At 43.3% G+C, this 24,065-nt stretch carries 19 protein-coding genes and 2 pseudogenes; 9 read left to right on the top strand and 12 right to left on the bottom strand.

Annotated features, from left to right (window positions below; all coding sequences use genetic code 11):
- Positions 1 to 489 precede the first annotated feature (489 nt).
- Both AC0WRU_RS11505 and AC0WRU_RS11500 read left to right on the top strand, forming a co-directional pair.
- Positions 490 to 1,515 carry a LacI family DNA-binding transcriptional regulator gene (locus AC0WRU_RS11505; RefSeq protein ID WP_476128380.1) on the top strand — a complete coding sequence of 342 codons (1,026 nt, stop codon included), beginning with the start codon at positions 490 to 492 and terminating at the stop codon, positions 1,513 to 1,515.
- A gap of 22 nt (positions 1,516 to 1,537) precedes the next feature.
- The gene (locus AC0WRU_RS11500) at positions 1,538 to 2,530 is read left to right on the top strand and encodes a carbohydrate kinase family protein (RefSeq protein WP_476128379.1); all 993 of its coding nucleotides are present in this window, start codon (positions 1,538 to 1,540) and stop codon (positions 2,528 to 2,530) included.
- A gap of 216 nt (positions 2,531 to 2,746) precedes the next feature.
- Here AC0WRU_RS11500 and AC0WRU_RS11495 read toward each other — a convergent pair whose 3' ends face one another.
- From AC0WRU_RS11495 to AC0WRU_RS11485, 3 genes are all read right to left on the bottom strand, one after another.
- Positions 2,747 to 3,319 (bottom strand): class I SAM-dependent methyltransferase, encoded by a 573-nt coding sequence (locus AC0WRU_RS11495; protein ID WP_476128378.1) that lies wholly within the window; start codon positions 3,317 to 3,319, stop codon positions 2,747 to 2,749.
- 40 nt (positions 3,320 to 3,359) lie between these two features.
- The gene (locus AC0WRU_RS11490) at positions 3,360 to 4,412 is read right to left on the bottom strand and encodes a phosphotransferase enzyme family protein (protein WP_476128377.1); all 1,053 of its coding nucleotides are present in this window, start codon (positions 4,410 to 4,412) and stop codon (positions 3,360 to 3,362) included.
- Positions 4,413 to 4,731: 319 nt separating this feature from the next.
- A complete protein-coding gene (locus AC0WRU_RS11485) occupies positions 4,732 to 8,349 on the bottom strand; it encodes a GH32 C-terminal domain-containing protein (RefSeq protein WP_476128376.1) in 3,618 nt (1,205 codons plus the stop codon).
- 107 nt (positions 8,350 to 8,456) lie between these two features.
- On the opposite strand from AC0WRU_RS11485, the gene AC0WRU_RS11480 reads away from it, so the two are divergent.
- The 3 genes from AC0WRU_RS11480 to AC0WRU_RS11470 all read left to right on the top strand — a co-directional run bounded on the left by AC0WRU_RS11480 (position 8,457) and on the right by AC0WRU_RS11470 (position 9,603).
- A complete protein-coding gene (locus AC0WRU_RS11480) occupies positions 8,457 to 8,750 on the top strand; it encodes an RNA polymerase factor sigma-54 (protein ID WP_476128375.1) in 294 nt (97 codons plus the stop codon).
- A gap of 43 nt (positions 8,751 to 8,793) precedes the next feature.
- Positions 8,794 to 9,045, top strand: coding sequence for a hypothetical protein (locus tag AC0WRU_RS11475; RefSeq protein ID WP_476128374.1), 252 nt, complete (start codon positions 8,794 to 8,796; stop codon positions 9,043 to 9,045).
- 387 nt (positions 9,046 to 9,432) lie between these two features.
- On the top strand, positions 9,433 to 9,603 hold the full coding sequence (locus tag AC0WRU_RS11470) for a hypothetical protein (RefSeq protein WP_476128373.1): 171 nt from the start codon (positions 9,433 to 9,435) through the stop codon (positions 9,601 to 9,603).
- 108 nt (positions 9,604 to 9,711) lie between these two features.
- Here the strand turns inward: AC0WRU_RS11470 and AC0WRU_RS11465 are convergent, their stop codons facing one another.
- On the bottom strand, positions 9,712 to 10,977 hold the full coding sequence (locus tag AC0WRU_RS11465; protein ID WP_025681822.1) for an O-acetylhomoserine aminocarboxypropyltransferase/cysteine synthase family protein: 1,266 nt from the start codon (positions 10,975 to 10,977) through the stop codon (positions 9,712 to 9,714).
- 859 nt (positions 10,978 to 11,836) lie between these two features.
- A complete protein-coding gene (locus AC0WRU_RS11460) occupies positions 11,837 to 13,207 on the bottom strand; it encodes an MFS transporter (protein WP_476128622.1) in 1,371 nt (456 codons plus the stop codon).
- A 117-nt stretch (positions 13,208 to 13,324) separates the two neighbouring features.
- Between AC0WRU_RS11460 and AC0WRU_RS11455 the strand changes: the two genes are divergently transcribed.
- Positions 13,325 to 14,212 (top strand): LysR family transcriptional regulator, encoded by an 888-nt coding sequence (locus AC0WRU_RS11455; protein WP_476128371.1) that lies wholly within the window; start codon positions 13,325 to 13,327, stop codon positions 14,210 to 14,212.
- Positions 14,213 to 14,468: 256 nt separating this feature from the next.
- Here AC0WRU_RS11455 and AC0WRU_RS11450 read toward each other — a convergent pair whose 3' ends face one another.
- The 3 genes and pseudogenes from AC0WRU_RS11450 to AC0WRU_RS11440 form a co-directional block, all read right to left on the bottom strand.
- Complete coding sequence (locus tag AC0WRU_RS11450) at positions 14,469 to 15,461, bottom strand: Gfo/Idh/MocA family protein (protein WP_476128370.1); 993 nt, start codon at positions 15,459 to 15,461, stop codon at positions 14,469 to 14,471.
- 1 nt (position 15,462) lies between these two features.
- Positions 15,463 to 15,597 (bottom strand): annotated as a pseudogene (locus tag AC0WRU_RS11445) (NAD(P)-dependent oxidoreductase); the annotation flags it as partial.
- 31 nt (positions 15,598 to 15,628) lie between these two features.
- Positions 15,629 to 16,756 carry an NAD(P)/FAD-dependent oxidoreductase gene (locus tag AC0WRU_RS11440; RefSeq protein ID WP_476128369.1) on the bottom strand — a complete coding sequence of 376 codons (1,128 nt, stop codon included), beginning with the start codon at positions 16,754 to 16,756 and terminating at the stop codon, positions 15,629 to 15,631.
- Between the two features lie 117 nt (positions 16,757 to 16,873).
- Here AC0WRU_RS11440 and AC0WRU_RS11435 point away from each other — a divergent pair.
- A pseudogene (locus AC0WRU_RS11435) lies at positions 16,874 to 17,059 on the top strand (IS256 family transposase); the annotation flags it as partial.
- 147 nt (positions 17,060 to 17,206) lie between these two features.
- Here AC0WRU_RS11435 and AC0WRU_RS11430 read toward each other — a convergent pair.
- A complete protein-coding gene (locus AC0WRU_RS11430; protein WP_476128368.1) occupies positions 17,207 to 18,169 on the bottom strand; it encodes an alpha/beta hydrolase in 963 nt (320 codons plus the stop codon).
- 40 nt (positions 18,170 to 18,209) lie between these two features.
- Positions 18,210 to 19,232: a peptidoglycan DD-metalloendopeptidase family protein gene (locus tag AC0WRU_RS11425; protein ID WP_476128367.1), complete on the bottom strand. Its 1,023-nt coding sequence runs from the start codon at positions 19,230 to 19,232 to the stop codon at positions 18,210 to 18,212.
- 221 nt (positions 19,233 to 19,453) lie between these two features.
- On the opposite strand from AC0WRU_RS11425, the gene AC0WRU_RS11420 reads away from it, so the two are divergent.
- Together AC0WRU_RS11420 and AC0WRU_RS11415 are read left to right on the top strand one after the other, a co-directional pair.
- Positions 19,454 to 20,206, top strand: coding sequence for a response regulator transcription factor (locus AC0WRU_RS11420; RefSeq protein WP_476128366.1), 753 nt, complete (start codon positions 19,454 to 19,456; stop codon positions 20,204 to 20,206).
- Positions 20,203 to 22,002: a sensor histidine kinase gene (locus AC0WRU_RS11415; protein ID WP_476128365.1), complete on the top strand. Its 1,800-nt coding sequence runs from the start codon at positions 20,203 to 20,205 to the stop codon at positions 22,000 to 22,002. The genes AC0WRU_RS11420 and AC0WRU_RS11415 overlap by 4 nt, the downstream gene beginning before the upstream one ends.
- Positions 22,003 to 22,103: 101 nt before the next feature.
- Here the strand turns inward: AC0WRU_RS11415 and aguB are convergent, their stop codons facing one another.
- Entirely contained in the window at positions 22,104 to 22,979 is an 876-nt protein-coding gene (gene aguB, locus AC0WRU_RS11410; RefSeq protein ID WP_476128364.1) for an N-carbamoylputrescine amidase, read from the bottom strand.
- Between the two features lie 30 nt (positions 22,980 to 23,009).
- Positions 23,010 to 24,041 carry an agmatine deiminase family protein gene (locus AC0WRU_RS11405; protein ID WP_476128363.1) on the bottom strand — a complete coding sequence of 344 codons (1,032 nt, stop codon included), beginning with the start codon at positions 24,039 to 24,041 and terminating at the stop codon, positions 23,010 to 23,012.
- Positions 24,042 to 24,065: the final 24 nt, after the last annotated feature.

Below are 24,065 nucleotides of genomic sequence, written 5' to 3'. Positions count from 1 at the left end.
TCTTTTTTTTGCTTCCGAAGCCTTAATACCCCTTTTTTGAACGATCGAGTTTGCCACTCTTTTCCCCCCTACTGCTCACGGCTTGTTATTAAAGACAGTTATAAGCCATGTTATGTCATCTCTCTGACATAATTCTGCAAGATGTTTTGCAAATGCCTTACTGGTAATTTCCCCACCTCCAACAGAGACTAAAAATTTACACTTCCCCAAGATGAATGGGTTTACATTTTACATTTGAACATTTTTTCTCTTACAATTTAACAGGTGCGCATTGAATAAGTCAATACATTTCGGCAACTAAATCCATTTTAAATGCATGATTCGAGAGGTATGTAATATTTCAACACCAAATTCCCTAAAAATGCATCCAATAAATGAATAAATGTAAACCTGTTTTGTTCATTTGAATAATTCATTGTTAAAAGCATGAAAATACTATATATTTAGAAATATGAAGAATCTTAATTCAGGAGAATAAGGTGGAACAATATGACTAGAAAGTCAAAAGTTACTATCCAAGACATTGCTGATGCCTTGGGAATTTCCAGAAACACTGCATCCAAGGCGCTTAATGGAGTAGAGAATATTCCTGCCGTTACGAGGGACAAGGTGATCAAAAAAGCAGTGGAGCTTAAATACAAACAATTTTCTTATATGGAAACAGCCTCTGAAAAACAAGGCAATATCGCACTTTTGACCTGCAATCTTCCCAATAGCTCACATTTTGGATCGATGCTGATCAGCGGGCTGGAGAAGGAAATCAGCAACCTGGGCTATACTTTATCCATTTATTTTATCCGCGAGAACGATATCAATACCATGACCCTACCCGGTAATTTTGATCCTTCGAATGTGGCTGGCATCTTCTGCATCGAAATGTTCAGCAAGGAATACAGCAAGCTGATCACGGATCTTGGCATTCCAACCATTTTTATTGATTGCGCTGCGGATATGATGTATCCAGAATTGAAAGCGGATCTGGTATTAATGGAAAATCAACACAGCACATACTGTGTTACTCGGAAATTAATTGATCATGGCTATGAAAGCTTCGGTTTTGTAGGCGATTACAATCACTGCAAAAGCTTCAATGAACGCTGGACCGGGTTCAATAAGGCCCTAGCAGAAGCCGGAATCACCCTGAATCCTGCCCATAGCATTGTAGCGCCGGACCGCAACTTCTTTAAAGAGATGGAGCAGCAATTGGATGCCCTGAGGGAGTGCCCCTCCGTCTTTATTTGTGCCAATGATTTCATTGCCATCAGCGTGATAAAATCTTTGAAGAACAAGGGAATTAAAATCCCGGAGGATGTTGCTGTCTGCGGGTTCGATGATGCTTCGGAATCCCGGGTTGTCGAGCCCCATCTTACAACCGTGCATATTTACAGTAGTCAGATGGGTATTATTGCAGCCGAAATGTTATTGTCCAGAATCAAAGACAATACCAAGCCGTACCGAGTTACCCATGTTGCAACGGATATCGTATACCGGGACTCGACGCCTGTTCTAAACTAAATCTACCAAGAGGTGAATCAATGTGAAAAATGACGGAACGGTTCTTTGTGTGGGCGAGCTGCTTATTGATTTTTTCTGCACAGATATTGATGTCAATCTTGCCAAGGGTCAGCATTTCTCCAAGCAGGCCGGCGGTGCTCCGGCAAATGTAAGCGCAGCCGTAGCCAAGCTCGGAGGAAAAGCGTCATTCTTGGGGAAAGTCGGAGCCGATCCCTTCGGTATGTACCTGAAGCAAACTCTGGATGAGCAGCACGTGGATACGTCCATGCTCCTTTTTGATCCGGCAACGCCGACTACACTGGCCTTTGTTTCCCTTACCGCTAACGGCGAACGGGATTTCGTGTTCAACCGTGGAGCTGACCGTCAACTGTCTCTGCAGGACATTGATAGAGAATGGACCCGGCAGGCTGCCATTCTGCATTTTGGCTCGGCAACGGCCTTGCTCGCCGATCCTTTTCGGGAAGCGTATTTGTCTTTATTGGACGAAGCGAAGGCCAATGGGCAATTCACCTCCTTTGATCCCAATTACCGGGGGGATCTTTGGAAAGACAGGCTGGAGGAATTTATCGCATTGTCCAGAAGAGGAATACACAATGCGGATTTGGTAAAAGTAAGCGAAGAGGAATTAAACATCATTACAGGGCTGGCTGACCGCAATGCTTCATTGGATCTTTTGCATGGGTTGGGAGCCAAGACGGTGGCAGTTACCTTGGGGAAAGAAGGAACCCTCATCTCAAGCGGTGTCTCCCGTTCGCTAATCGGCAGTATTGCTGTCAAATCGATCGACTCTACCGGTGCCGGAGATGCCTTCGTCGGAGCTATGCTGTATCAAATCAGCCAGTTGAGTCAGCCTAAGGTATTTACCTCCAACGCGAAGCAGCAGCAGGAATTTGTGACACTTGCCAATCAAGTCGGCGCCATCGTGTGCACCAAAGTTGGAGCGATTGCAGCCTTGCCGTCGTTGGAAGAAGTTAATCGTTTCGTAGCGCAGGGTGAATCAAGGATTGAAGCATAAGAACAGCAAAAGGTGTCCGACGATCCCTAAGGTCGCTGGACACCTTTTTATGTAGAGATTCGTCATTGATTGGAAGATGCTGCTGATCAGGGCACCTTCCAATCAATGACGGGAAGCTTGGTGAAAATTAAAATTTTTTATTTATGAGCGGCAGGTTATGCAACAAAGTCTCTACAAATAGTGTGGCTGTAGTAAGTCGATGTACACTTAGCCTGATTATTTTCTGATTTTGCTGATGAAAAACGGATATTCAGGGAACACTTTGTATGCATTTTTTTGTACAATATGATACTTAGTATTACTTATGTATTCTTCCAACATTTCAACGGGTGTATATTTTAAACTTGCCATAAACATCAAATGTCCCCCTTGCTTTATTAAACTAAAACACGAATCTAAGCATTTTTTGAAGTCCCCTGTTTCATTAATAGCGGACCCAATTAGGGTTACAATATCAAAGGCTTCTTGAGGCAAATCGGAATCGAATATGCTCCTGCATAAAACCCTTGATGGATTCGGATGCTGCTCCCTCTGTTGTCTATACTCAAATATCTCGCAAATACTTTCGTCAATATCAATGCTGGTTAAACCACCTCTTCCTTTAAGCCAATATCCAAGGTAATCGTCCCAATCTCCAGTTCCGATACCAACATTACATACTTGGATTCCATCAAAAATATCGAATGTCTTCTTTACGTAATCCCTTGTCACCAACTCTGTGTGAATGCACTGTGGAGAGGAGTTCCATTCTCCCGCATCCGGTCCTTTGAGTTCCAGATAATATTGCAATAATTCTCATCATTCATATTCATTGATAATGCCTCCATCATTAAGGTATGTTTGGTTTGTTCAATTCCATTCGCATCCAGAGCAACCGTTCATTGACCTCGTCGATCTTCTTTTCATTGTATTTTTTTATAGTAAGGGCAATCTTGTCAAACCTTATAGGCCTGGATATATTATATAAGAGGGTAATAGCTTTAAATTCTGTTTCGCTTAATGGATACTCTGTTGTATAGCCTTTCATGTATTCTTTAAAGCGCATATCCATAGCCTGCACATGCTCTTCATCAAACCATTCTGTTTTATAACACTCATACGTGAGAAATATTCCTTCTTGAATACAATCCGAGATAAAGGCATCACTCCCTGAGAGATTATAATCATAGATTCCTACAATGCTGTCCTGTGGATTAACAATAAAATTCGCCGGCGAAAAGTCTCCCTGGACTTGCCCCGTAGGTAAATGATCATAGAATTCCTTTAGCTTCCTTCTATTGTCGTTGTAAATGCTCCATATTTCCTCTATCGCTTGTCCTGCTTCTTCCGTATCCTTGAATGAATTATATAACCACAGTGCATTAGTGTAATTCTCATCGTACTCCTCTTCTGCTGTGAACGGCTCGTAAAGCCGCCAAGGACTTACCCAATCACATTTGATTTGGTTTTCAAAAGCTAAGCGATGCATTTTGCCTTTCATTTGTCCAATTCGATTAAATACGAACAAAGATTGCTCTTCCAACTTTATCCCCTTTCCCAATTGATATTTGCTTGGAATGTATTCTTCAACCCATACATAGTAGGTTTCGTCCTCAATCATAACCGCTTCTGCAAATTTCCCGCTTAAGCTTGGCAAGAATTGTGGTGTCACAATCCCTTCTTTCCTGTATATGTCCGCCAAGCGTTGCCAGGAATGAATCCTCAAAGAATCAACGTAGGATGAGGAATACATTTTAATAACAATCCTTAGCTGGCCACCAGCCATTGCAAAGCTTATATATCTTTTTTCATTCGATCTGGAGTTGTTAATAATGTGAATTATTTCACATTTTTCAACAAAGAATAATCTTAATCCGCTTTGTATAAGTTCTATGTCATTCATGTTCTAGGATACTTCCTTTCTTAAAAGCCATAAGATAATTATAACCTAATTAACCAATCCATTGAAACTACAACTCGCATCGACAAAAGTTTTTGTGAAAGTGCTATACTGGTTTGTCCCCTATCATTAAAATGAGCCTTTTGATACTCCAGTCAAGTAGATATCTTTGGTTGAGGACTTTGTGTCGATGTATAATGAACCAAGCAGGATTAAGTATTCTTTCTCTGAAAATAGATCCTATAATTAAAAAAAGTTTGTGTCGCTGTGCGGCGACACAAACTAAATCCATAGAGATACAAATGTCATTATTTAACCAACCTTAATCTTCATCTTTATGTTTTAGTTTCACTTTAACTTCATTAAAAAAAGCTGTTGTATCCCATACATTGAGACCAAAGTATCCTTCTTTATAGGTTTGATCTTTTGTGTCGATAACTAATTTATTGTTCAAATAAACCTTAGTGATATTGCCTTGCGCTTCTACTTTGAGATGATAATCTGTATTGGGCTGTAAATCCAGTTTTCCATCATTGTTATATGTTGCAATTTCATATCCGGTCCCATCAACAAATTTAATGAATTTTACAACATTATTTTTTATATCCACATTTGCTGCATACGAATTCTTTGCTGTTAAGTCAGAACGAAAAACCAACGAACCCGCTCCAATGGAATTGTCTATCGAATCTTTTTCGGAATCACCGGGGTGCGAATCTGTATCTGGCACGTTTATATTGGCTTCATATACAAAATTCCTGCCGGTCACTTTTGATACTATAAAAGCATCCCCCTTACTCTGTCCCTGTTTGCCATGAATGGTGTCCGCCCACTTCCCGTTAACGGTGGTCCAACCTGATAAGTTTGATTTAAAAGAAGAGCTTTTTTCTTTCCATACACTCTTTAGAGGATATAGGTCCAAAGATTTCAGCTTAACATTTCCGCCCTTACTATAGATCTCTAGTCCTTTGCTTGCAGAATCCGCGAATATCTGATCGGTAATCACGGTCGTACCATTATTGCCGAACACTTCTACAGCTGATCTGTCAACAATAACCTGTAATTTAACCGTGCCGTTATTAGCATGTAATGGTCCCTCATGCTTGCCAACTACATTACTTCCGTAATCGAAACCTCCTGAATGAGTCCGATCAACGAATAATTGCTCGTTGTAGACATCATAACCTACAGTAGTATATTCCTCACTTCCTTTACGGATTTTGAAGCCCAATTCTGTTGCTTCAGTATCCGATACATCAAACACAGCGTTCAATTCAAATGTATCTTCTGATAATTTAGATAAAAGATGGCTATTACCTGATATCGTTTGATTGGTATACGAAATGCGATCCCCTCTGTCACGAATGCTTTTTAGGGAAATAGGGGTTTGTTTTAAACGTAGACCCTTTGCGGTTTGAGTGAGCTCCATCTTCCGCGGCAGTGTTGTTGAACTTCTCCACGTTGAGGTCGGCGTATCATTGGCATACTGCCAATTGCTCATCCAGCCGATCCAATATTTTTCGCCATTTTCCCCTTCTAATCCACTCCAATCCACAGCAGCATAATAATCAGCTCCATAGTCAGTCCATAATACTTTATCGGAAGTATTTTCATTTTTAAACGTTTTACCGTCAAAGCTGCCTACAAAATACTGCATGCCCGACCCGCCTGCCGGAGCACCATCATTTATACTTACCTGTAGGACCCACTTTCTTTTTGAAGGGTCGCCATCAACCGGCAACTCGACTAACGTGGGACATTCCCATACTCCGCCGATGCTACCGTTTGTGGAAGGAATCCACTGTCCGGAAACAGCAGACCAATCTGTGAGGAGGCCGCTTTGTTTCGCGTCTGTTTTCTCCGGCTCTTTTGCAACCTGGTCAACTTTATCCGAAATGGCCCCTTCATTATAAGCATTAACATCATCAATGTTGATATGACCGTAACCATCTTTTGCATGGTCTACTACCTTGATATATAACACTTCGCCAATATAATTGGACGCGTCCCATACGTATTTTGAATATTTTTCCTCATTAAATCTTGTATTAGCCTGGCGGATCAATTCTTGATCGTCGGCTGCTCTGACCAATGATACATAGGTATTGTCGCCATCATCGCCTGCTCCTAATAACAGATTGATTTCACCGGAACCACTTAATTTAAAATAGGAGGAATGCAGTTCACCCGTTGCTTCATCTCCCTTGTGAAGATTGGAATATCCCCACAAGTGATAATTCCCCTCATGTCCGAAGGATCCACCCCAATAAGTCGCTTCACTGGATACATGATCATCCGAAAAGGCATCACCCTGGGTCACAGTCCATCCGGTTAAATCGCCTGTTTCAAAATCATGATTGGTGATTTCTTTCTCATCGGTCATGATATTTCTACCCAATTGAACATGCTGAAATATCGCAGAAGAGTGCAAAAGATGTAATCCAAAATGGCCGGACAGGAAGGTTGCATCATCGATATCATGAATGAGATTTCCGTCCAGATACATCTTTATATTTGTTCCTAATGTGCTCACTTTTAAATCATGGCTTTGATAAGTATCCAGCGTTACTGTGGTTTCGGCCAGAACCGTTCTATTCCCGTCTTCCATTTTCACGATTTTCACTTTATCGTTTAAAGCATCGATACTCGCCATATATCCATTTTCCGCATCAGCATCCGCTCGGAAAATAAGTGATCCTGTTTCATCTCCTCCCTCTGACAAATCAATAATCGCATTATATATAAAGTTATCCCCGGTCTTACCACTTATGATAAAAGCATCATCTGCAGATGTACCGCTTTTTCCCTCCATGGTATCTTCCCACCGGCCGGTTACAGCCGTCCAATTAGATAGGTTGGTTGCAAAGTTAGAGGTATTCTTGAAATTTACATTTCGGAAGGAAGCTGTTGAATTCCAGGCGGTCAGACCGTAATAACCATAATCAAATTCAGTATCAGTTTCTTTAATTACAGACTGATCATCTACAAACACATGAATGTCATGACCATATACGTCCACCTGCACGTTGTAAGTTGATGAGGTTCCCAGGGTTAAAGACTTGCTTGCAATTTCTGTATTCGATCCATCGACATTCTTATTTAAAGTAACGACATCATTTTGGGCGTCCAGGCTGACGACATAACCGTTTTTCGCATTCTTGTCAGCACGAAAAACCAGACCTCCTGAGCCTTCCCGGCCATTCTTTTTATTAAGGGTAATATCTCCCTCATAGGAGAATGAAGCGCCTTCCTGTGAGGACATAGCGTACGAAGTGGTATCCAGACTGTTGGCCTGTATTCCGTTATCTTCACCAAATTCACTTGCATAGGTCCACTGTTTTAAATTGGGCGAAGTATAAAACATTACTTTATTCGCTGCGGCCAAAGACATCACCCATTGTCTGGAGTCTTCATGCCAGAATACTTTAGGGTCTCGCCAATCCGATATTGGGGGATCCGGCATTACTGGATTTCCTTCATACTTAGTCCAGGTTCTGCCTCTATCTAAGCTGTACGCAATGCTTTGAACCTGGCCGTTATCGCTGGAATGAGTAAAGATCGCAACCATCGCTTCTTTGCCGAACCCTGCTGTATTGTTCCAATCGATCACGGCACTTCCCGAGAAAATCTGACCGTTTTCATCCGGATATAACGCAATCGGTAAATGTTTCCAATGGATAAGGTCTTTGCTCACCGCATGACCCCAATGCATCGGCCCCCATGCCGTTCCGTACGGATGGTACTGGTAGAACAAATGATATTCACCCTTATAATAAACCATTCCATTCGGGTCATTCATCCAGTTAGCCTCGGGGGAAAAATGAATCTGATTACGGTATGTTTCATCATAATAACCAGGATCCGCTGCAAAGGCTGGAGTTAACGGTAAACCAAATACCATAAAGCAAATAAGCAGCATACTTAACTTCCTCTTCACCATCTTTCACATCCTCTTTTAGTATTTTGAACTCCAAGTGATGTTCTTGTTATTAAAAATAAAGCGCTTACATTTATCTCTATAGCTCAATACCTTATATTTACGCTGTTTTGGTCACAAAAGTCCGGACAAGGATTGCCGAAAAAACGGGCTTACATGAAGCCACGGTCAGCAGGGCGGTCAGTGATAAATTTATGCAGACGCCTCGCAGATTATTCGAACTCAAATTCTTCTTCACTTCCTCCTTGGCGTCATCGGACGGAGATGCAGCTTCATCGGAGAGTGCAAAAAAGCGTATCAAAAAGTTGATAGATGATGAAAACAAGCGTAAAGTGTCATCGGATCAGGCTATTACCATCCTGCTGGAAATAAATAAAAAAGGGCCCATGGCCGGATTCGTGTAGAATGAAAGTTCCTACACCCACATTCACACAAGGAGAATCCACCATGAGCTACACACATCTTAGCATAATCGAACGAAGCAAGTTAGGGGAAGTAGCTGACGTCGTTCTGGTTGATTACACCAGCTACGTATCCTCCAATTTACTTTCCACCGTAGCGCTGGAATTTTCCGATACCCGTTTTCAGCACGCCCCTCCAATCCCTGTTCTGTCCATCGTTTGGCCCGGAAGGACAGCCTCGCGTAGAGTCAGGTTGTCGGCGGTATTGGGGTACAACTTCCACATGTCCATGCCTTAGAGCAGCAAGCATTAGAAGCCCGCTCGCTGGCACCCCTGCCATCCGGTAAGGAAACGGTTGCGTATCAACAAGGTTTTGCCCAAATGTTGCAGTTGATTGTGCCTGGAGAAATACCGCCTGCCTGGCCCAAGCTATCGCCTGATTGAATCGGTGCAGCATTCGTCCAGCGTTTCAAGAAACTGCCTTGGAAAGGGCTAAACTGTATGGAGACGTATTGAAAGAAGTGCAAGCCTATCTCTCAGGAAAATATGCCACGCTGCTCAGATGCCATCCGGCGGAACAAAGGCTACAAAGGTAAACTATATCCCCCCGGACTGCAAAAGAGCTTTTCACCTTCTGCTTGTCTCTGTCTGTTTTACAACAATGGCAAGCAGGAGGTGAAAAGCTTTGACGATTCTTGCTAATGCTTCCTTTATCAGTCTATCCGTTGGCATTCTACTTCTGCTCCGCTTATCTCGGCTGCTGTTTCAGGGGCTGGCCGACCTCATGCAGCACCAGAAAAACCGCAAGCTGCTGATCGGTCAACAAATTCGCTCCGTGCAGCAGCCAAAAAAATAGAAATGTTGCGGGCTACCATTGGCTATACCATATGAATTGCCAGTATTTTATAGGTCATTCAACGGTGGCCGTTTCTAACCAGAGCGCAGTTGTACTGGTGCTAATATGCTAGGATAGGCAATTAAATGCTTGTTCAATGTCTTCAATTATATCTTCTATATTTTCTAGACCGACTGAAATGCGAACCATTCCCGAGTCAACCCCAGCAGCTTTTAATTGTTCATCATTTAGCTGACGATGAGTTGCACTTGCTGGATGTAAAACACAAGTACGAATATCAGCGACATGAACCTCATTGGAGGCCAATTTCAAGGAGTCCATAAATGAAATCGCATTTTTCTTGCCACCTTTAATAATAAAGGAAATCACACCGCTTGCACCCTTAAGATACTTTTGGGTTAAGGTATAATTTTTATCAGTTTCTAAACCAGGATAGTTTACTGACGTGACTTTATCGGAGGCTTGCAAATATCGTGCTACTTTAAGTGCGTTTGAGCAATATCGCTCCATTCTTAAAGCCAACGTCTCCAGGCCTAAATTTAACAGAAAAGCTGAATGTGCCGCTGGATAGACACCATAATCACGCATGAGCTGCATTCTTGCTTTCACAATAAAAGCACTATCACCATAGGATTCCGTATAAGAAATGCCATGATAGGACTCGTCAGGCAAGACAAAGTCAGGATTCTTTCCGTTGGTCCAATCAAATTTTCCACCGTCTACAATTACTCCCCCGATTTGAACAGCATGACCATCCATATATTTGGATGTAGAATGAACAATAATATCTGCTCCAAATTCAAAAGGTTTGCACAATATAGGGGTAGCAAATGTGTTATCTATTATTAGAGGTACCAAATGGGCATGCGCCACTTTTGCGAATTTTTCGATGTCCAATACGTTTAATGCAGGATTAGCTATTGTTTCTCCAAACACGGCTTTCGTATTTGGTTTAAATGCTGCATGTATTTCTTCCTCACTAGCTTCACTATCCACAAAAATACATTCTATACCCAGTTTTTTGAGTGTAAAGGAAAACAGATTAATAGTTCCTCCGTATACTTGTGCAGCACTAATTATGCTATCTCCAGATTCACAAAGATTTAGTATGCTAAGCAATATGGCTGCTTGCCCCGATGTCGTGCAAAGGGCCCCGATCCCTCCCTCCAAATCTGCAATTTTTTCTTCTACAGCCATAACGGTTGGATTCCCAAATCTCGAATATAATAAACTTTTCATTGGGTTATCAAACACCGCACCAACCTCATCAGTAGAATCATATACATATGTCGTGCTTTGTATAATTGGCAAAACGCGTGGTTCAGTGTTTTTAGGTGTATAACCTGAATGCAGACATTTTGTTTCATCTCGCATAGTCATTTCTCCTTATCTTAAGTGATTTATCTCAAGATTAACCTTTTTGGCGATCCTGTACAAAAGCGTTTACGTTTACTAAGCAGCACCTCCTTTGTGGGCTGTTCACCTCACATTCACAGCGACCTGCCTGGCATGAGCCTTGATTTGTTCAGTGGGTTGTTGGTCAAGGCCACCCTCATGAAGAAGTCGCTCTCTTGTCCAATCAAAGCAGTAACAAACAGGCACATCCATACTGAAGATTTTCGCCGCTTTTTATTCTTCCTTTACCTTGGTACCAAACCAGTCTTATTAATAATTTTATATTAACCAATTGAATGATCGGATTATACTTTTTTATCGTCACCTTCGTCAAGCCTTATTGGCCTTCACTGCGACTTTGGAAGACAAAACGGATTCGATTTTTTCACGCTTTTTTAAAATGCAGGGTAAGACGGGGGATTACTTCCCCGGACTCCCCGTCAAACCGTGCATGCGGATTTCCCGCACATGGCTTTCCTCCGTTAGTTCCCCATCTTCAGGAGTGAGTTTCCTTCATTCGTCGTCGAATTAATTATTTCACTCCTGAATTAGAAACGTGGGGTGAGTAAACATCTATTAATGAAGTTACGCTCCCTATTCTCCATCGCAAGCATTCCACTCTTGGGCTCCTTCTTCTACTCGATAAGCTGTGAATCCCTGTTTTTGAATATAATCAACAGCTTGAGATGTAAGAGAGCAGTAAGGGCCACGACAGTATGCAGCAAGCTCTACATCGGCTTTATTTATTGTTTTTAGGTATTCCTCCTCTCTACGCTTTCCTTCCTGCTGGAAACAACAACTTGAACTTGTTGTTTTATCGAAACTATAACGCTTGTTTTTACGCTGATTCCTGGCGCTGTAAGCTCATGATGATCAAGGATATGGCTAGTATCGTAAGGATGATTCCGAGCAGTTGGAAACCTGTAGCACTGAATGTATCACCCATGACGATTCCAATCAGCAATGACGATAAAATGGTACCCAGGTATCTCGATGTATTAAAAATACCTGATGCGACGCCGATCATTCCTTTTGGCGTGCTTTTGAACAAGGCTGCTTGCATGCCGACACCATTCAGCCCGTTACTAATGCCAAATGCAGCTAAAGCAAGGATTACACTGACAACCGGGGAAGCTTCATCCAATGTCACGATCCATATCGACCCGAATGTCATCAACACTGCAGATACAATCAAAGCTGGTCTTGGTCCCGACTTGTCTATCCAATGTCCCGCGACTGGAGATACGATGAGCGAGCACAAGCCCAGGGTTAGCATGAGAATTCCTGTATTAAATTCGTTGACATGGCGTATCTGTTGCAAATAAGACGGAATGCCAAAAAACAGAGCGTAAAAAAGAATGTTAACCAGTATGAACTGCACATTAACCCAAGTCATTGCGGGATATTTAGCGAAGGCCCGCAAAGGAATAAAGGGTGTTGACGTTTTTAATTCGTGTCGTATAAAAGTCACTAGTGCAATAAAACCGATCCCCCCTGTTGTAAGATGCCATGTTGAGATATGTCCGGTTGATTTGACCGAAAGTAAACCAATCAGTAGAGCCACCAAAGCTATCGCAAACAACAGGATGCCTGGGGCATCAATCAACCCTAACCATTTCCGAATGGACATGTTGCTAAAAGTGGATACCCTCGGCTCGTCCTTGGGGATTGTTCTCCAGGCTAACACAAAGCTTGCCGCAATAAACGGAATATTAACAACGAAGATGCTAGGCCAGTCCCACCAATGAATTAATAAGCCACCGATAAAGGGTCCAATTGCTGCTGCTCCGGACAGGAATATCGCCAGGACCGACAATGCAGTTGCTTGTTTCTCGGTAACATAAATTCTTACGATCGCCATTCCAACGGCAACCATCATGCTTGTGCCGATGGCTTGAACGACGCGGAATACGATGAGCCACGAAAAGCTGGGTGATAACGGAGCTAATATGGATGAGACGAAGGATACAACAAGACCGGTAAGGAATATCCTCCTGCGACCGAACAAATCGCTAGCCTTGCCCATTACGGGTTGAGCTACGGCACTCGCAATGTAGAACGAAAAAATAATCCATGAAACGACTGTAAAATCGAGTTGATACACATGTTGCAGTCTTGCAATTGCCAAAGAAATCATGGAGGAATTTAATGGATTCAGCATGATTCCCAATCCAATGGATATCATTAACCATTTGTTTCGAGCATCCATTTTCATTTTGATCTCACCTCCTTGCTCTGCTGTCATCTTACTTGAAGTTCGATATTTATTCCAACGCATTTTGTGCTATGATTTAATGGATCTAAAGGAATAAGGAGATGGTGAGAAATGGAGCTTCTTCAACTACAATATTTTCTGACAGTGGCCCGATGCGAGCATGTTACGGAAGCTGCGGGAAGGCTGCATGTCACGCAATCCTCACTGAGCAAAACGATTCAACGGTTAGAGGAAGATCTGGGAGCTCCTTTATTTGACCGAATTGGGAGAAAGCTACGACTAAACGAATTCGGAAGAACCTTTCTTCGCCGAACCGAAAAAGCCTTATTCGAATTGGAACAGGGAAAGCGGGAAATCAGTGACCTCTCCAGCCCCGAACAGGGCACTCTCCAATTGGCGGTGACCACGGCAAGCACATTGCCAAGCATCCTGAGGGAATTTAGGAAAAACCGGCCACATGTTCAATTTCATGTACAAATGGTAACCTTGCGGGAAATGGCCTCGCTTCTTCATCGAGGAGAGGTCGATTTTTGTCTGTCCTCCCCTCCCATCCAAGGTGATGATATAGAATGTCAAATGCTGTTCGCTGACCCCATCGTTGTAGCCGTTCCCTCTAGTCATCGGTATGCGGAGCGAAGCAGCATAACGTTAGCAGAGCTTAAGGACGAGTGGTTTGTGGGTGTGAAGAAAGGATACGGTGTTCGTGATCTGGCGGACTCTGAATGCCAATCAACCGGTTTTGTACCCAAGTATGTATACGAAGGAAATGAGCCTGCAAGGTTAACCGCACTTGTGGAGGCGGAGATCGGTCTCGCATTTATACCAAGCACAGCAAGAAATCCACAAGAGCGCATTAAATATCTCCAAGTAGAGGATCATGCACTGGTGCGTGAGATTGCTTTATTGTCACACAAAAGCCGGTATATTTCGAAAGCGGCTCTAGAGTTTCGCAGAGTTATTGTAGACTATTTCGGTGCGATGTCCAAAGAAATATATTAATTAACCCTGCACGCTAGAATCCCTGGAAGTGGCGGTAGCACTGAACAAGAACTTGTATCGTTAACCAAAAAAGCCGCCAATACGGCGACTTCATAAATCTATCTGTCGTTGTCCTCCGACAAGTTCGTATGGAGTGGTGGTTTTTGAACGATAAACCTCTTCCTCCTGTCGAGATGGCCAAGCAAATCAGCATGCTGTTGGACCATAAATTGTGAATCTGGAGCGAAAAGAGTAGCAGACTATATGTCTGCTGCTCTCAAAATGATTTATCGGGACCAAATACAAGATTGGCGGACTGCTTGGCTTTCTCAATGACATTCATGACCTTCTCGCTATGTTCAAGCATAACCGAGACTTTTTCCAAATCTTTTTCTCCGATGATACGGTCAAATTCAATGAATTCGTCATACATACGATGCGGATGATCTTTCAGGTCCACCCGAATTGGCGTTTCCTTATTCAGAGTGTAATCAAAGCTGTCGCATATATTAGCTGAACTTGCCATGTGTATATAGCCCTTATTGCCTTGAATGTTCACTGCATTGGGGGCTGTACTATCTTTTGAACCTATGCAGACACACTTGAAATCACCGTAATCCAGCAGCAGCATACCTGAAGTATCAATTCCACGCTCCATGTTCGCCCAATACTCCACCTTCTTAGGGCTCCCGAAGAAACCAACAACCAAATGAATATTATATAAATTAATATCCATCAAGGCTCCACCAGACATTTCCGGACTAAACGCAGGCTGGATTACTCCCGCTTTGAAAGCCTCATACCGAGATGAGTATTGGGAATAGTTGCATTCAACTATTTTGATCTCACCCAGCTTAGGTAGATACTCCTTCATTGACAAATAATTTTTCAAATATTGATTCGTTATGGCTTCCACCAATACCAGTTTTCTTTGCTGAGCAATTTCTTTTAGCTCTAGAAGTTCTTGCAAATTGGAAGTAAACGGCTTCTCACAAATGACATGTTTACCACTCAATAATGCTTCTTTGGCATATGAATAATGAAGATGATTAGGCAACCCGATATAAACTGTATCCACATCACTATTCATCAGCATCTCGCTGTAATCCGAATAAATCTGAGATATTCCATATTTATTTTGCAAATCCAGTAATTTCTCCTGGTGGCTAGGTCTAGAACAAATGCCCTTTAATAAAATGGTGGGGATTTCCTGAATAAAGCTCAATAGATCCCCTACGATCATCCCTGCTCCGACAATTCCCAACTTCATTTTAGCTACACTCCTCTATACCTTTTTCAAGTATTTCCATAGTAGTTATCGTTTCTTCGTCTTTAATCACTTTTTCTTTACCAAGTACGATTGACTGATAGATACCGTAATGCTCGGGCTGGTCGATGCCGAAATCGGCGTGTCCCTTAGGCATCTGCAGGTAAGGATCAACTTTCATCTATTGCTTTTCGAATATCATAATCATGTATATCGATATCCAAAGCCATTCCAAGTGCCAGCTTTGCCAGCTGACTTCCAATATATGGACCCATAGTCAACCCGGATGCTCCAAGTCCGTTTGCCGCTATAAGGCCATCCCACCCAGGAACAGCGCCTATCACCGGAAGAAAACCGGGTGTAAAAGGACGGAAACCAACTCTTACCTCCTGAAAATTGCTGTTTGCTAAACCAGGTGCCAATTCTAGACCTTTATTCAGAATTTCCTGCATCCCACCTGCTGTTACTCTCGTATCGTAACCTTCGATTTCATTTTCGTGAGTCGCCCCTATTACGATCTTCTGTTTATCAAAAGTCAGCAGGTATTGGTCAGAAGGCGGCATGATTACAGGCCAAGTGCCCGTGTCTTGCCTATTAGGAACCTGTAAATGCATGATTTGTGCTTTTTGAAAACTAACCTTAAAGTGAATGCCCAAAGGCTGTAGCAGTTGATTTGCCCATGCACCTGCACAAACAATGACTTCGTCAGACGAGAAGCTATTTGCACCGACTGCTACTCCTGTTACATGGTCGGATTCATATTGAAGCGCAGCATCCCCATGTACAAGGATGGCCCCGTTTCTTTGTGCTGATCGGAGCAACGCATCGCGCAGCGCACGACCATCTATACGGGCGGCACCACTAATATGAACAGAATGATAACCTTCTACTAACAAAGGAAACCGTTCATGGGTTTCTTTTTCATTTAGCCGGGTAATTTGACCAATTTCCGGTGCATCCACTTGTCGTATGCGTGCCCGCTCTTCCATCTTTCTGATTTTCTCCAGATCATCATGGATACTAAGAGCACCCACTTGAGCATAGCCTGTTTCTGTTTCTCCCTCGCTTTTGAGTTCTTCAATCAGTCCGGGGTAAAAACGTGCACCAGCTTTTGCCAGCCGGTACCAAGCCTGATTGCGTCGTTGTGATAGCCAGGGACAGATAATGCCAGCAGCGGCATCAGTAGCCTGTCCTTTATCTTTGCGGTCTACAATAATGACATTAGCACCTATTTTGGCTAACTGATATGCTGTTGATGCCCCAAGAATCCCTGATCCAATTACGATGACCTTCTTCATGATTACATTCCTTTCCTAAATCACTGTATCCATTATAACAAATACTGCATGAATGCATAATATTAACAATTTATTGCAATTGAGATAAATCTGTTAGACGAACATCAACATCGGCTCCGCCAGCTTCGTAAAGTCACGAAGGGCAAGAGCATTTTCCCGACCGATGAAGCTTTGCTCAAGATGCTTTACCTGGCTACAATGGACGTCGTTCGCAAATGGACAGGTCGGGTTCAACACCGGGGACAAATGCTACTTCAATTGTCTATTTTCTTTCCAGACCGCGTAAGTCAGCACTTGCGATAAGGGGTATCCCCCCCACTGGTAACGTATTCCAAATGAGTTTACACAAAATTATTGACAGACCCTGAAAATATGATATTTCTGCTCTTCATATAAAAAGAGTCGAGCAATTCACAATATTCTGTGAATCGTTCGACTCTTAATATTTTTTCATAGTGGAGGGGTCTTTTTCAGTTTCACTTCTTCCATAAAGCTTCTAAAGTCTTTAACGATTTCTTTGGATTGGGTATGGTGTAAATAATGCCCTCCTTCAAGCTCCACTACTTTTCCATGTACAGAATCTTTTATCTGTTCTTCATGTTTTGGTGTCCAGCCTTCAACATCCGTATTATTTTTTTGTAAAAAGAATATAACAGGAAGATTTTTAGGGAATTTAAAGTTTTCAGCGGATTTAAAATTATTTTTTAAATTTTCTCCTTCGCTTATAATATTTGGATTCATCGAGTTCTTGAGAGAAATCATTCTAATTTGTTCTCTCGTTTCATCATCTACTTTAGGTGCAACAAGTTGGTCAGGATTTAGTTTCATTAGTAATCTGTTAAAACCTGAATTCTTAATCAGTTTATAGGCTTCTGTTGGAAACTCATCATCCATGCCACCTTGCGTTGGAAAACTGCTATCAATCCCAACAAATGCATGGACTTCTTTTTCGTATTTGTTCACATATTCTAGTCCGTAAATGCCGGCAATGGAGTGACCCATCAGAGTGTACCGGTCAATATTTAGTTTTTGTAAGCACTCATGAATTTCAGCTACAATATTTTCAACGGTTCGTTCTTTTTCGGTTACATCACTTAATCCATAACCAAAAGGCTCAATCACGACTACTTTGTAAAATGGAGTTAGCTGCTCCACAAGTGGCTTAAAATCTATACCTGGTGCTCCTGTTCCATAACCTGGTAGCAGCACGATCGTTTCTTTACCCTTTCCTTGGATTAAAACATTCATATTTTTTCCATCTACTGGTACAAGCTGACCATAGGGTTCTATTTTTCCTTTCTCCAATTGGTTGCAGATAATATTAACTGTAAAAACAATAACCAGAAAAACCCCAATTGCTGTAAGCATTATTCCTAGTGATTTAAGTATAAAGAAAAGCGTTTTTTTCATCATTTAATTCCTTCCCTAACGTTTCATTTATTTGCCAAGCGGGTTACTCGGCCTTTATCGTCTCGCCCTGTACAGGAGCAATGTCATCCTTCCAATGAATGTTGATCGAACGAGACTTGAATAGATCCGCACCATCTGACACCTGAAAATGAAGATGCGCTTCGCTAGAATTACCTGAATTACCAAGCAAACCAACTTCATCGCCGCTCTTCACCTTATCTCCAACCTTTACTTTAATGGAGCCGTTCTTCATGTGAGCCAGTACGCTATATTCCCCGCCATGATCAATGACAACCTCATTCCCCGCAGGTACCTTCTCGTTCATAACGCCGACAGGCTCGTTATCTGGAATATGATTTACGACTGATACCACAGTACCACTTGCCGGAGCAAGAACAGGCTGGCCGAAGGCATAATAGCTTTCATTTTTCAGCCGATCGCCTTTATACGAATGGCCATCCTTGTTCTGTATAATGTCATAGGCGTATCGCTGACTTTCATATTCATAATGATAATTAACCAGTGCATTTGTTCCTCCCCATACAATAAACCAGTCCCCTTTTAAAGGCCAATCATATTTGATTTTGCTCAGGATATGATCTGTTTTTGGGGAAGGAGAAAGTTCCTTGGCCTGAAGACCTGATATCTCTCCCTTTTCATCAAAAACAGTGGTCAGTCCCATTTTCCCGGAATCGCTTATCCATGTACGCTGATCGCTGCCATTGAATTGGATGACCGACGCCTGCTTAAACGACTTGACCCCTTTAAGAGAATCAGCAGCCTTGCTTACAAAATCAGCTTCGCTGACCTGTTTTTTAAACTCATCACTAAAGTGGTCATACACCTCAGCATATTTGCCATCAAGAAGCTCTACCGGGATCTCCTCAGGCTTCAACGTTTGAGTATTTGTGCTTGTTTTTTCAGTTTTTTCTTTCGGAATGTCTGCTGCCACTTCCGGATTTGCTCCTCCACATGCCGTGATCAGAGCAGCAAGCGCACCCATGACCCATATCATTTTGCTATAGTGGATGATTTCCATTCTGTGCTTTCTATTTGGTCTCTTCATTCCACACCCCCGCAAGTATGTTTGTTCATAATATGGCTTTTGTCTACTCATTCTAACAAACCACTCTTAGGTCCCGTGTAACCCTACTTTAACTGTGTCTTAACTCTTATCCATGGCTACAGTCAACAATTAAGCTTTCGTTAAGACAACATCATAAGTTCACACTAAAGAAAGCATGATATGATGGTAGGAAAGATTACTGTGAAGAAAGGAACACAAGCATGAACCATGCGTCAATTTTACTTGTCGATGATGAGCACTCCATTCTTGAACTCTTGCTGACCGTACTCCGTAAGGAAGGCTACACGAATGTAGACACGGTCATGACAGGTGAAGCAGCGATTGCTGCCTGTGAAGAAAAAATATATGATCTGATCCTATTAGATGTCCTTCTGCCTGGACGCAGCGGAATCGAAATTTGTCCGTTTCTCCGTCAAACGACGGATGCTCCCATCATATTTCTTACGGCTCGGGAATCTGATTTTGATAAACTGACCGGTTTTGCCGTTGGTGGCGATGACTATATTACCAAGCCGTTTAATCCTTTGGAAGTTGTGGCACGTATACGCTCCCAGCTACGTCGTTACTTGGCAGCGAATCGTGCAATCAGACCATTTGGATCTGAGCAACCCACCAGTAGAATGAATGTTATTTATGATTACGGGCGTTTTCAGGTCGATGAAGCAGCGTGCGAGCTTCGCGTTGAGCAAAAGCGGGTAAGCTGTCCCGCGCTTGTCTTCCAATTATTGCTTTTCTTATGTAAAAACCCCAATCGTATCTTTAGCAAAAGCGAGCTATATGAATCGGTATGGGGTGAAGAAGCGCTGCGTGATGACAATACCGTCATGGTTCATATTCATCGCATCCGGGAAAGAATTGAGCCTGATCCCGCAAACCCGAGCTTTATCGTAAATGTTAGAGGATTAGGCTATAAGCTTGTACAAGCGGAAATAGGGAGCTCCCAGCGATCATGAACATCAAACGGAGGCTAACCATACGATTCGTGCTTCAACTGGCTACTGCCGGCGCATTCGTGCTTCTCATTGTTGCGGCTACGTTCTTTTGGGCTTTACAACGTGTTATTGATATCCGCATCTCCAGTGACTTTGCTTCTGTGGGATTAAATCAGCTTGTAGAGTCCTCCGAAATAGACAAGGATGGCATTCATTTTGATCCCCAATTGCTAGAACAGGTCAAGAAAAATGGAGGATGGCTTCAAAGTCTTGATGAGAACGGCCAGGTGGAGCAGTCCTATAACACACCAAAAGATGTGCCGAAAAGCTATGCACCAGGCGAATTCGTCTCCTATTGGACAGGCGATCTTCCCTTCCCTTATGGGCTGTATCTGTGGGTACAAGAGAAGGATGGTCGTCCCTTCACTCTTCTCTATGGCGAGCCTAATCATCTAGGCCCGTTATTAAAAAAAATAAGAAGTCAGGGGATACTTTCCTCTAATGGATTACTGGTGCTGCCTACTGATGTTACCGACCGGCTCAAACAGCTTGGTGGTTACGTTCAATTGCTGGATTCAAAAGGCTCTGAGCTTGCCTCCTACAATCGGCCCGCATCTGCACCGACAGCCTATACCCTTTATGGACTTGCTCTTCGTAACATGTACAATGAAAGATACGGTTTCCATTTGACATCCACTTATGATAAGGAAACAGGACATACCTGGGTCGTTAGTCTTCCTAATAGCAGTGGCTATGCCATCGGCAATAAATGGCTTCCGCCTGAGGAAGAAAGAATAATACTCATTGCCATGCTCGCCATGTTCACAGCTATTTTTGCATCCTTTCTGCTTCTCTCGTTATGGCAGGCGCATCGCTTTGGAGTTCCGTTGCTTCATATGCTCACCTGGCTCGACTCGCTTGGCAGGGCTGTATATCAGGAACCTGTGGATCATAGAGGCATTCACCGCAGCCGAATGCGTTCAGGAAAATGGAAGCGTCGTTACCGCATTTTTGTCGATGTGATGCATTCGATTGATAAGCTATCAGGTACTCTGCAGAGAGATCAGACACTGCGTCAGCAAACCGAAAGCCTGAGAGAAGAATGGATTGCCGGGATAACCCATGATCTGAAAACACCGCTCGTTTCAATTAAAGGCTATGCGCACCTGCTGGCTGAACCTCAATATGATTGGACGGTGGCGGAGGTTCGTCAATTTTCCAGCACAATGCTGGAGAAATCTGCACATATGGAGATGCTGATTAATGATCTTGCGATGACTTATCGGTTAAAAAGCGGCGCCCGTCCGCCAGAATCCGAGGAGATTGAACTCAATAGCTGGCTAGAGGACGCATTAAAGCAAGCGGCTGCCGACCCTTTTTATAAAAAAGAAGCCATTTTGTTTCAGGCCGCTCCTTTTGACGTAACCATTAGGCTGTATACTCCTTGGCTGGAAAGAATCATTAACAATTTGGTAGCCAATGCTCTGCTGCATAATCCGCCGGATACGGTACTTATCGTCTCGGTTATACCGGGCGAAGGTGGCAAAGGACTCACCATTCAGTTCGCTGATAATGGCACGGGAATGGATGAAAATACAGTAAACCGATTGTTTGAGCGTTACTACCGGGGAACCGCTACCTCTGCGGCGGTGAATGGAACAGGACTTGGCATGGCTATATCCAAAGGGCTGATCGAAGCCATGGGTGGTCAAATTACGGTGGAAACAACTTTGAGGAATGGCACTGTCATTCGCCTTAGTTGGGAAGAAACTGTTGCTGGAAACGGAATAGAAAAGGACATTAATGAAAACTTGTGATCACAAACTAAAAATCCCCTTCCCGAAAAGCGAGGCGAATCCGAATGAGGGAAACGCCTTGGCTTGCCGGCAAGGGGTACTTTGTCTATGTCGTATACAGGTTATACTTTTAAATCACCGTCATAGGTAGCAATCGTTTTGTATAGCTCCGGGCGGCGGTCACGGAAAATACCCCATTCAATCCGCCCCACTTCCAGTTCATCCAGATCAAATTCAGCAGTAAGCACTTCCTGATCGGTACGACCAGCTTCTGCAATCTTGTTACCCTGTGGCCCGGCAATAAAGGATGAGCCGTAGAACGTGATACTGGAGTCCTCATCTGTTTCCATTCCAATGCGGTTGGAAGCAATAACTGGCATCAGATTGGAAGCAGCATGACCGAGCATGCAGGTCTGCCAGTGATCCTTGGAGTCAATGGAAGAATCCTGCGGTTCCGAACCAATGGCTGTTGGATAGAACAATATTTCTGCACCCATCAGCGCCATACAACGGGCAGCTTCGGGATACCATTGATCCCAACAAACGCCTATTCCAATTTTGGCATATCGTGTATTCCATACTTTAAAGCCGGTATCACCTGGATTAAAATAGAACTTTTCCTCATAACCGGGACCGTCCGGGATATGGCTCTTGCGGTATTTACCCAACACTTCACCGTCTGCATCAATTACAGCAAGACTGTTGTAGCGGGCGTAATTTTTTTTCTCATAAAAACTGATTGGCAGCACAACCTGCAATTCTTTGGCAATCTTCTTAAAATGGTTAACCGCCTTGTTATGCTCCAGCTCGGTTGCATATGCAAAATAATCGGCCTTTTCCTTCTGGCAGAAGTATGGAGTCTCGAACAATTCTTGCAATAAAATAATCTGTGCACCTTGTGCAGCCGCTTCACGCACCAGCTTCTCAGCTTTTCTTATGTTTTCATCAATGTTGGTAGAGCAGCTCATTTGGGTTGCCGCTACTTTTACTTTTCTCACGTCAGTCCTCCTCTTGGATGTTTATATCATTTATTGATTCACAGCAGGCATCTGCTGGGTAGTGCAGTGTACGTTACCGCCTTCACGGATAACCGCCATGCCGTCCACGGTACGAATGGTGCGGTCTGGAAATACATTTGCCAGCACCTGCTCGGCTGCGCGGTCGCTTTCAGCCGCAGTGCCGCCAAACACTGGCAAAATGATGCCGCCGTTCACAAAATAGAAGTTGATATAGCTCAGCGTCAACCGGCCGTCTTCATAATCCACGCGCGGCGGTTGCCCGATTTGGATCACTTCCAGCTTGCGGCCTTTTGCATCCGTTGCCTGCTCCAGAATACGCAGGTTTTCCTGTGTGATTTCGTAATTTTCATCCTCAGGATCATCGCATACTTGCATAATGACCTTGCCGGGAGCAGCAAAGCAAGCAATATTGTCCACATGACCATCCGTTTCGTCGCCACTAAGTCCACGTTTCAGCCAGATAATCTTCTCAACGCCTGTATATTCGCACACATACCGTTCGATTTCTTCCCTGCTTAATTCCGGATTGCGGTTCGGATTCAGCAAACACTCTTCTGTTGTAATTAATGTGCCTTCGCCGTCTACGTGCAGTGAGCCGCCTTCCATCACAAACGGCGCATTAAACCTCGGTACTCCAAGCTTGTCCAAAATTTGCGGCGCTACCTGATCATCCAGGTCCCACGGAGCGTATTTGCCGCCCCAGGCATTAAACTTCCAGTTCACACCTGCCAACTGTCCATGCTCATTCGTTAGAAAAGTAGGACCGTTGTCGCGCAGCCACGCATCGCTATGCTCTATTGGAAGCAGTTCCACCCGTTCCCCGAGCTCAAGCGATCGGACGCTCTCCAGATCATCTGGATTTACAACCACGGTAACTGGTTCAAACTCAGCCATGGCGCGTACAATTCCAGCGTAGCCCATGCATACATCGGCATGCATATCCGGATAAACCATGGAAGACTGTACAGGCCAGGAAATATACGTACGTTCATGCGGTGCCCATTCAGGCGGCATCTTATAATGTGAATCCTTAATTTGCATGTATTGAAGCTCTCTTTCTTCATC

The organism is Paenibacillus sp. 1-8 (assembly GCF_056316205.1).
The sequence above is the reverse complement of the archived record's forward strand: the minus strand, read 5'-3'. Positions and strand labels throughout refer to the sequence as shown.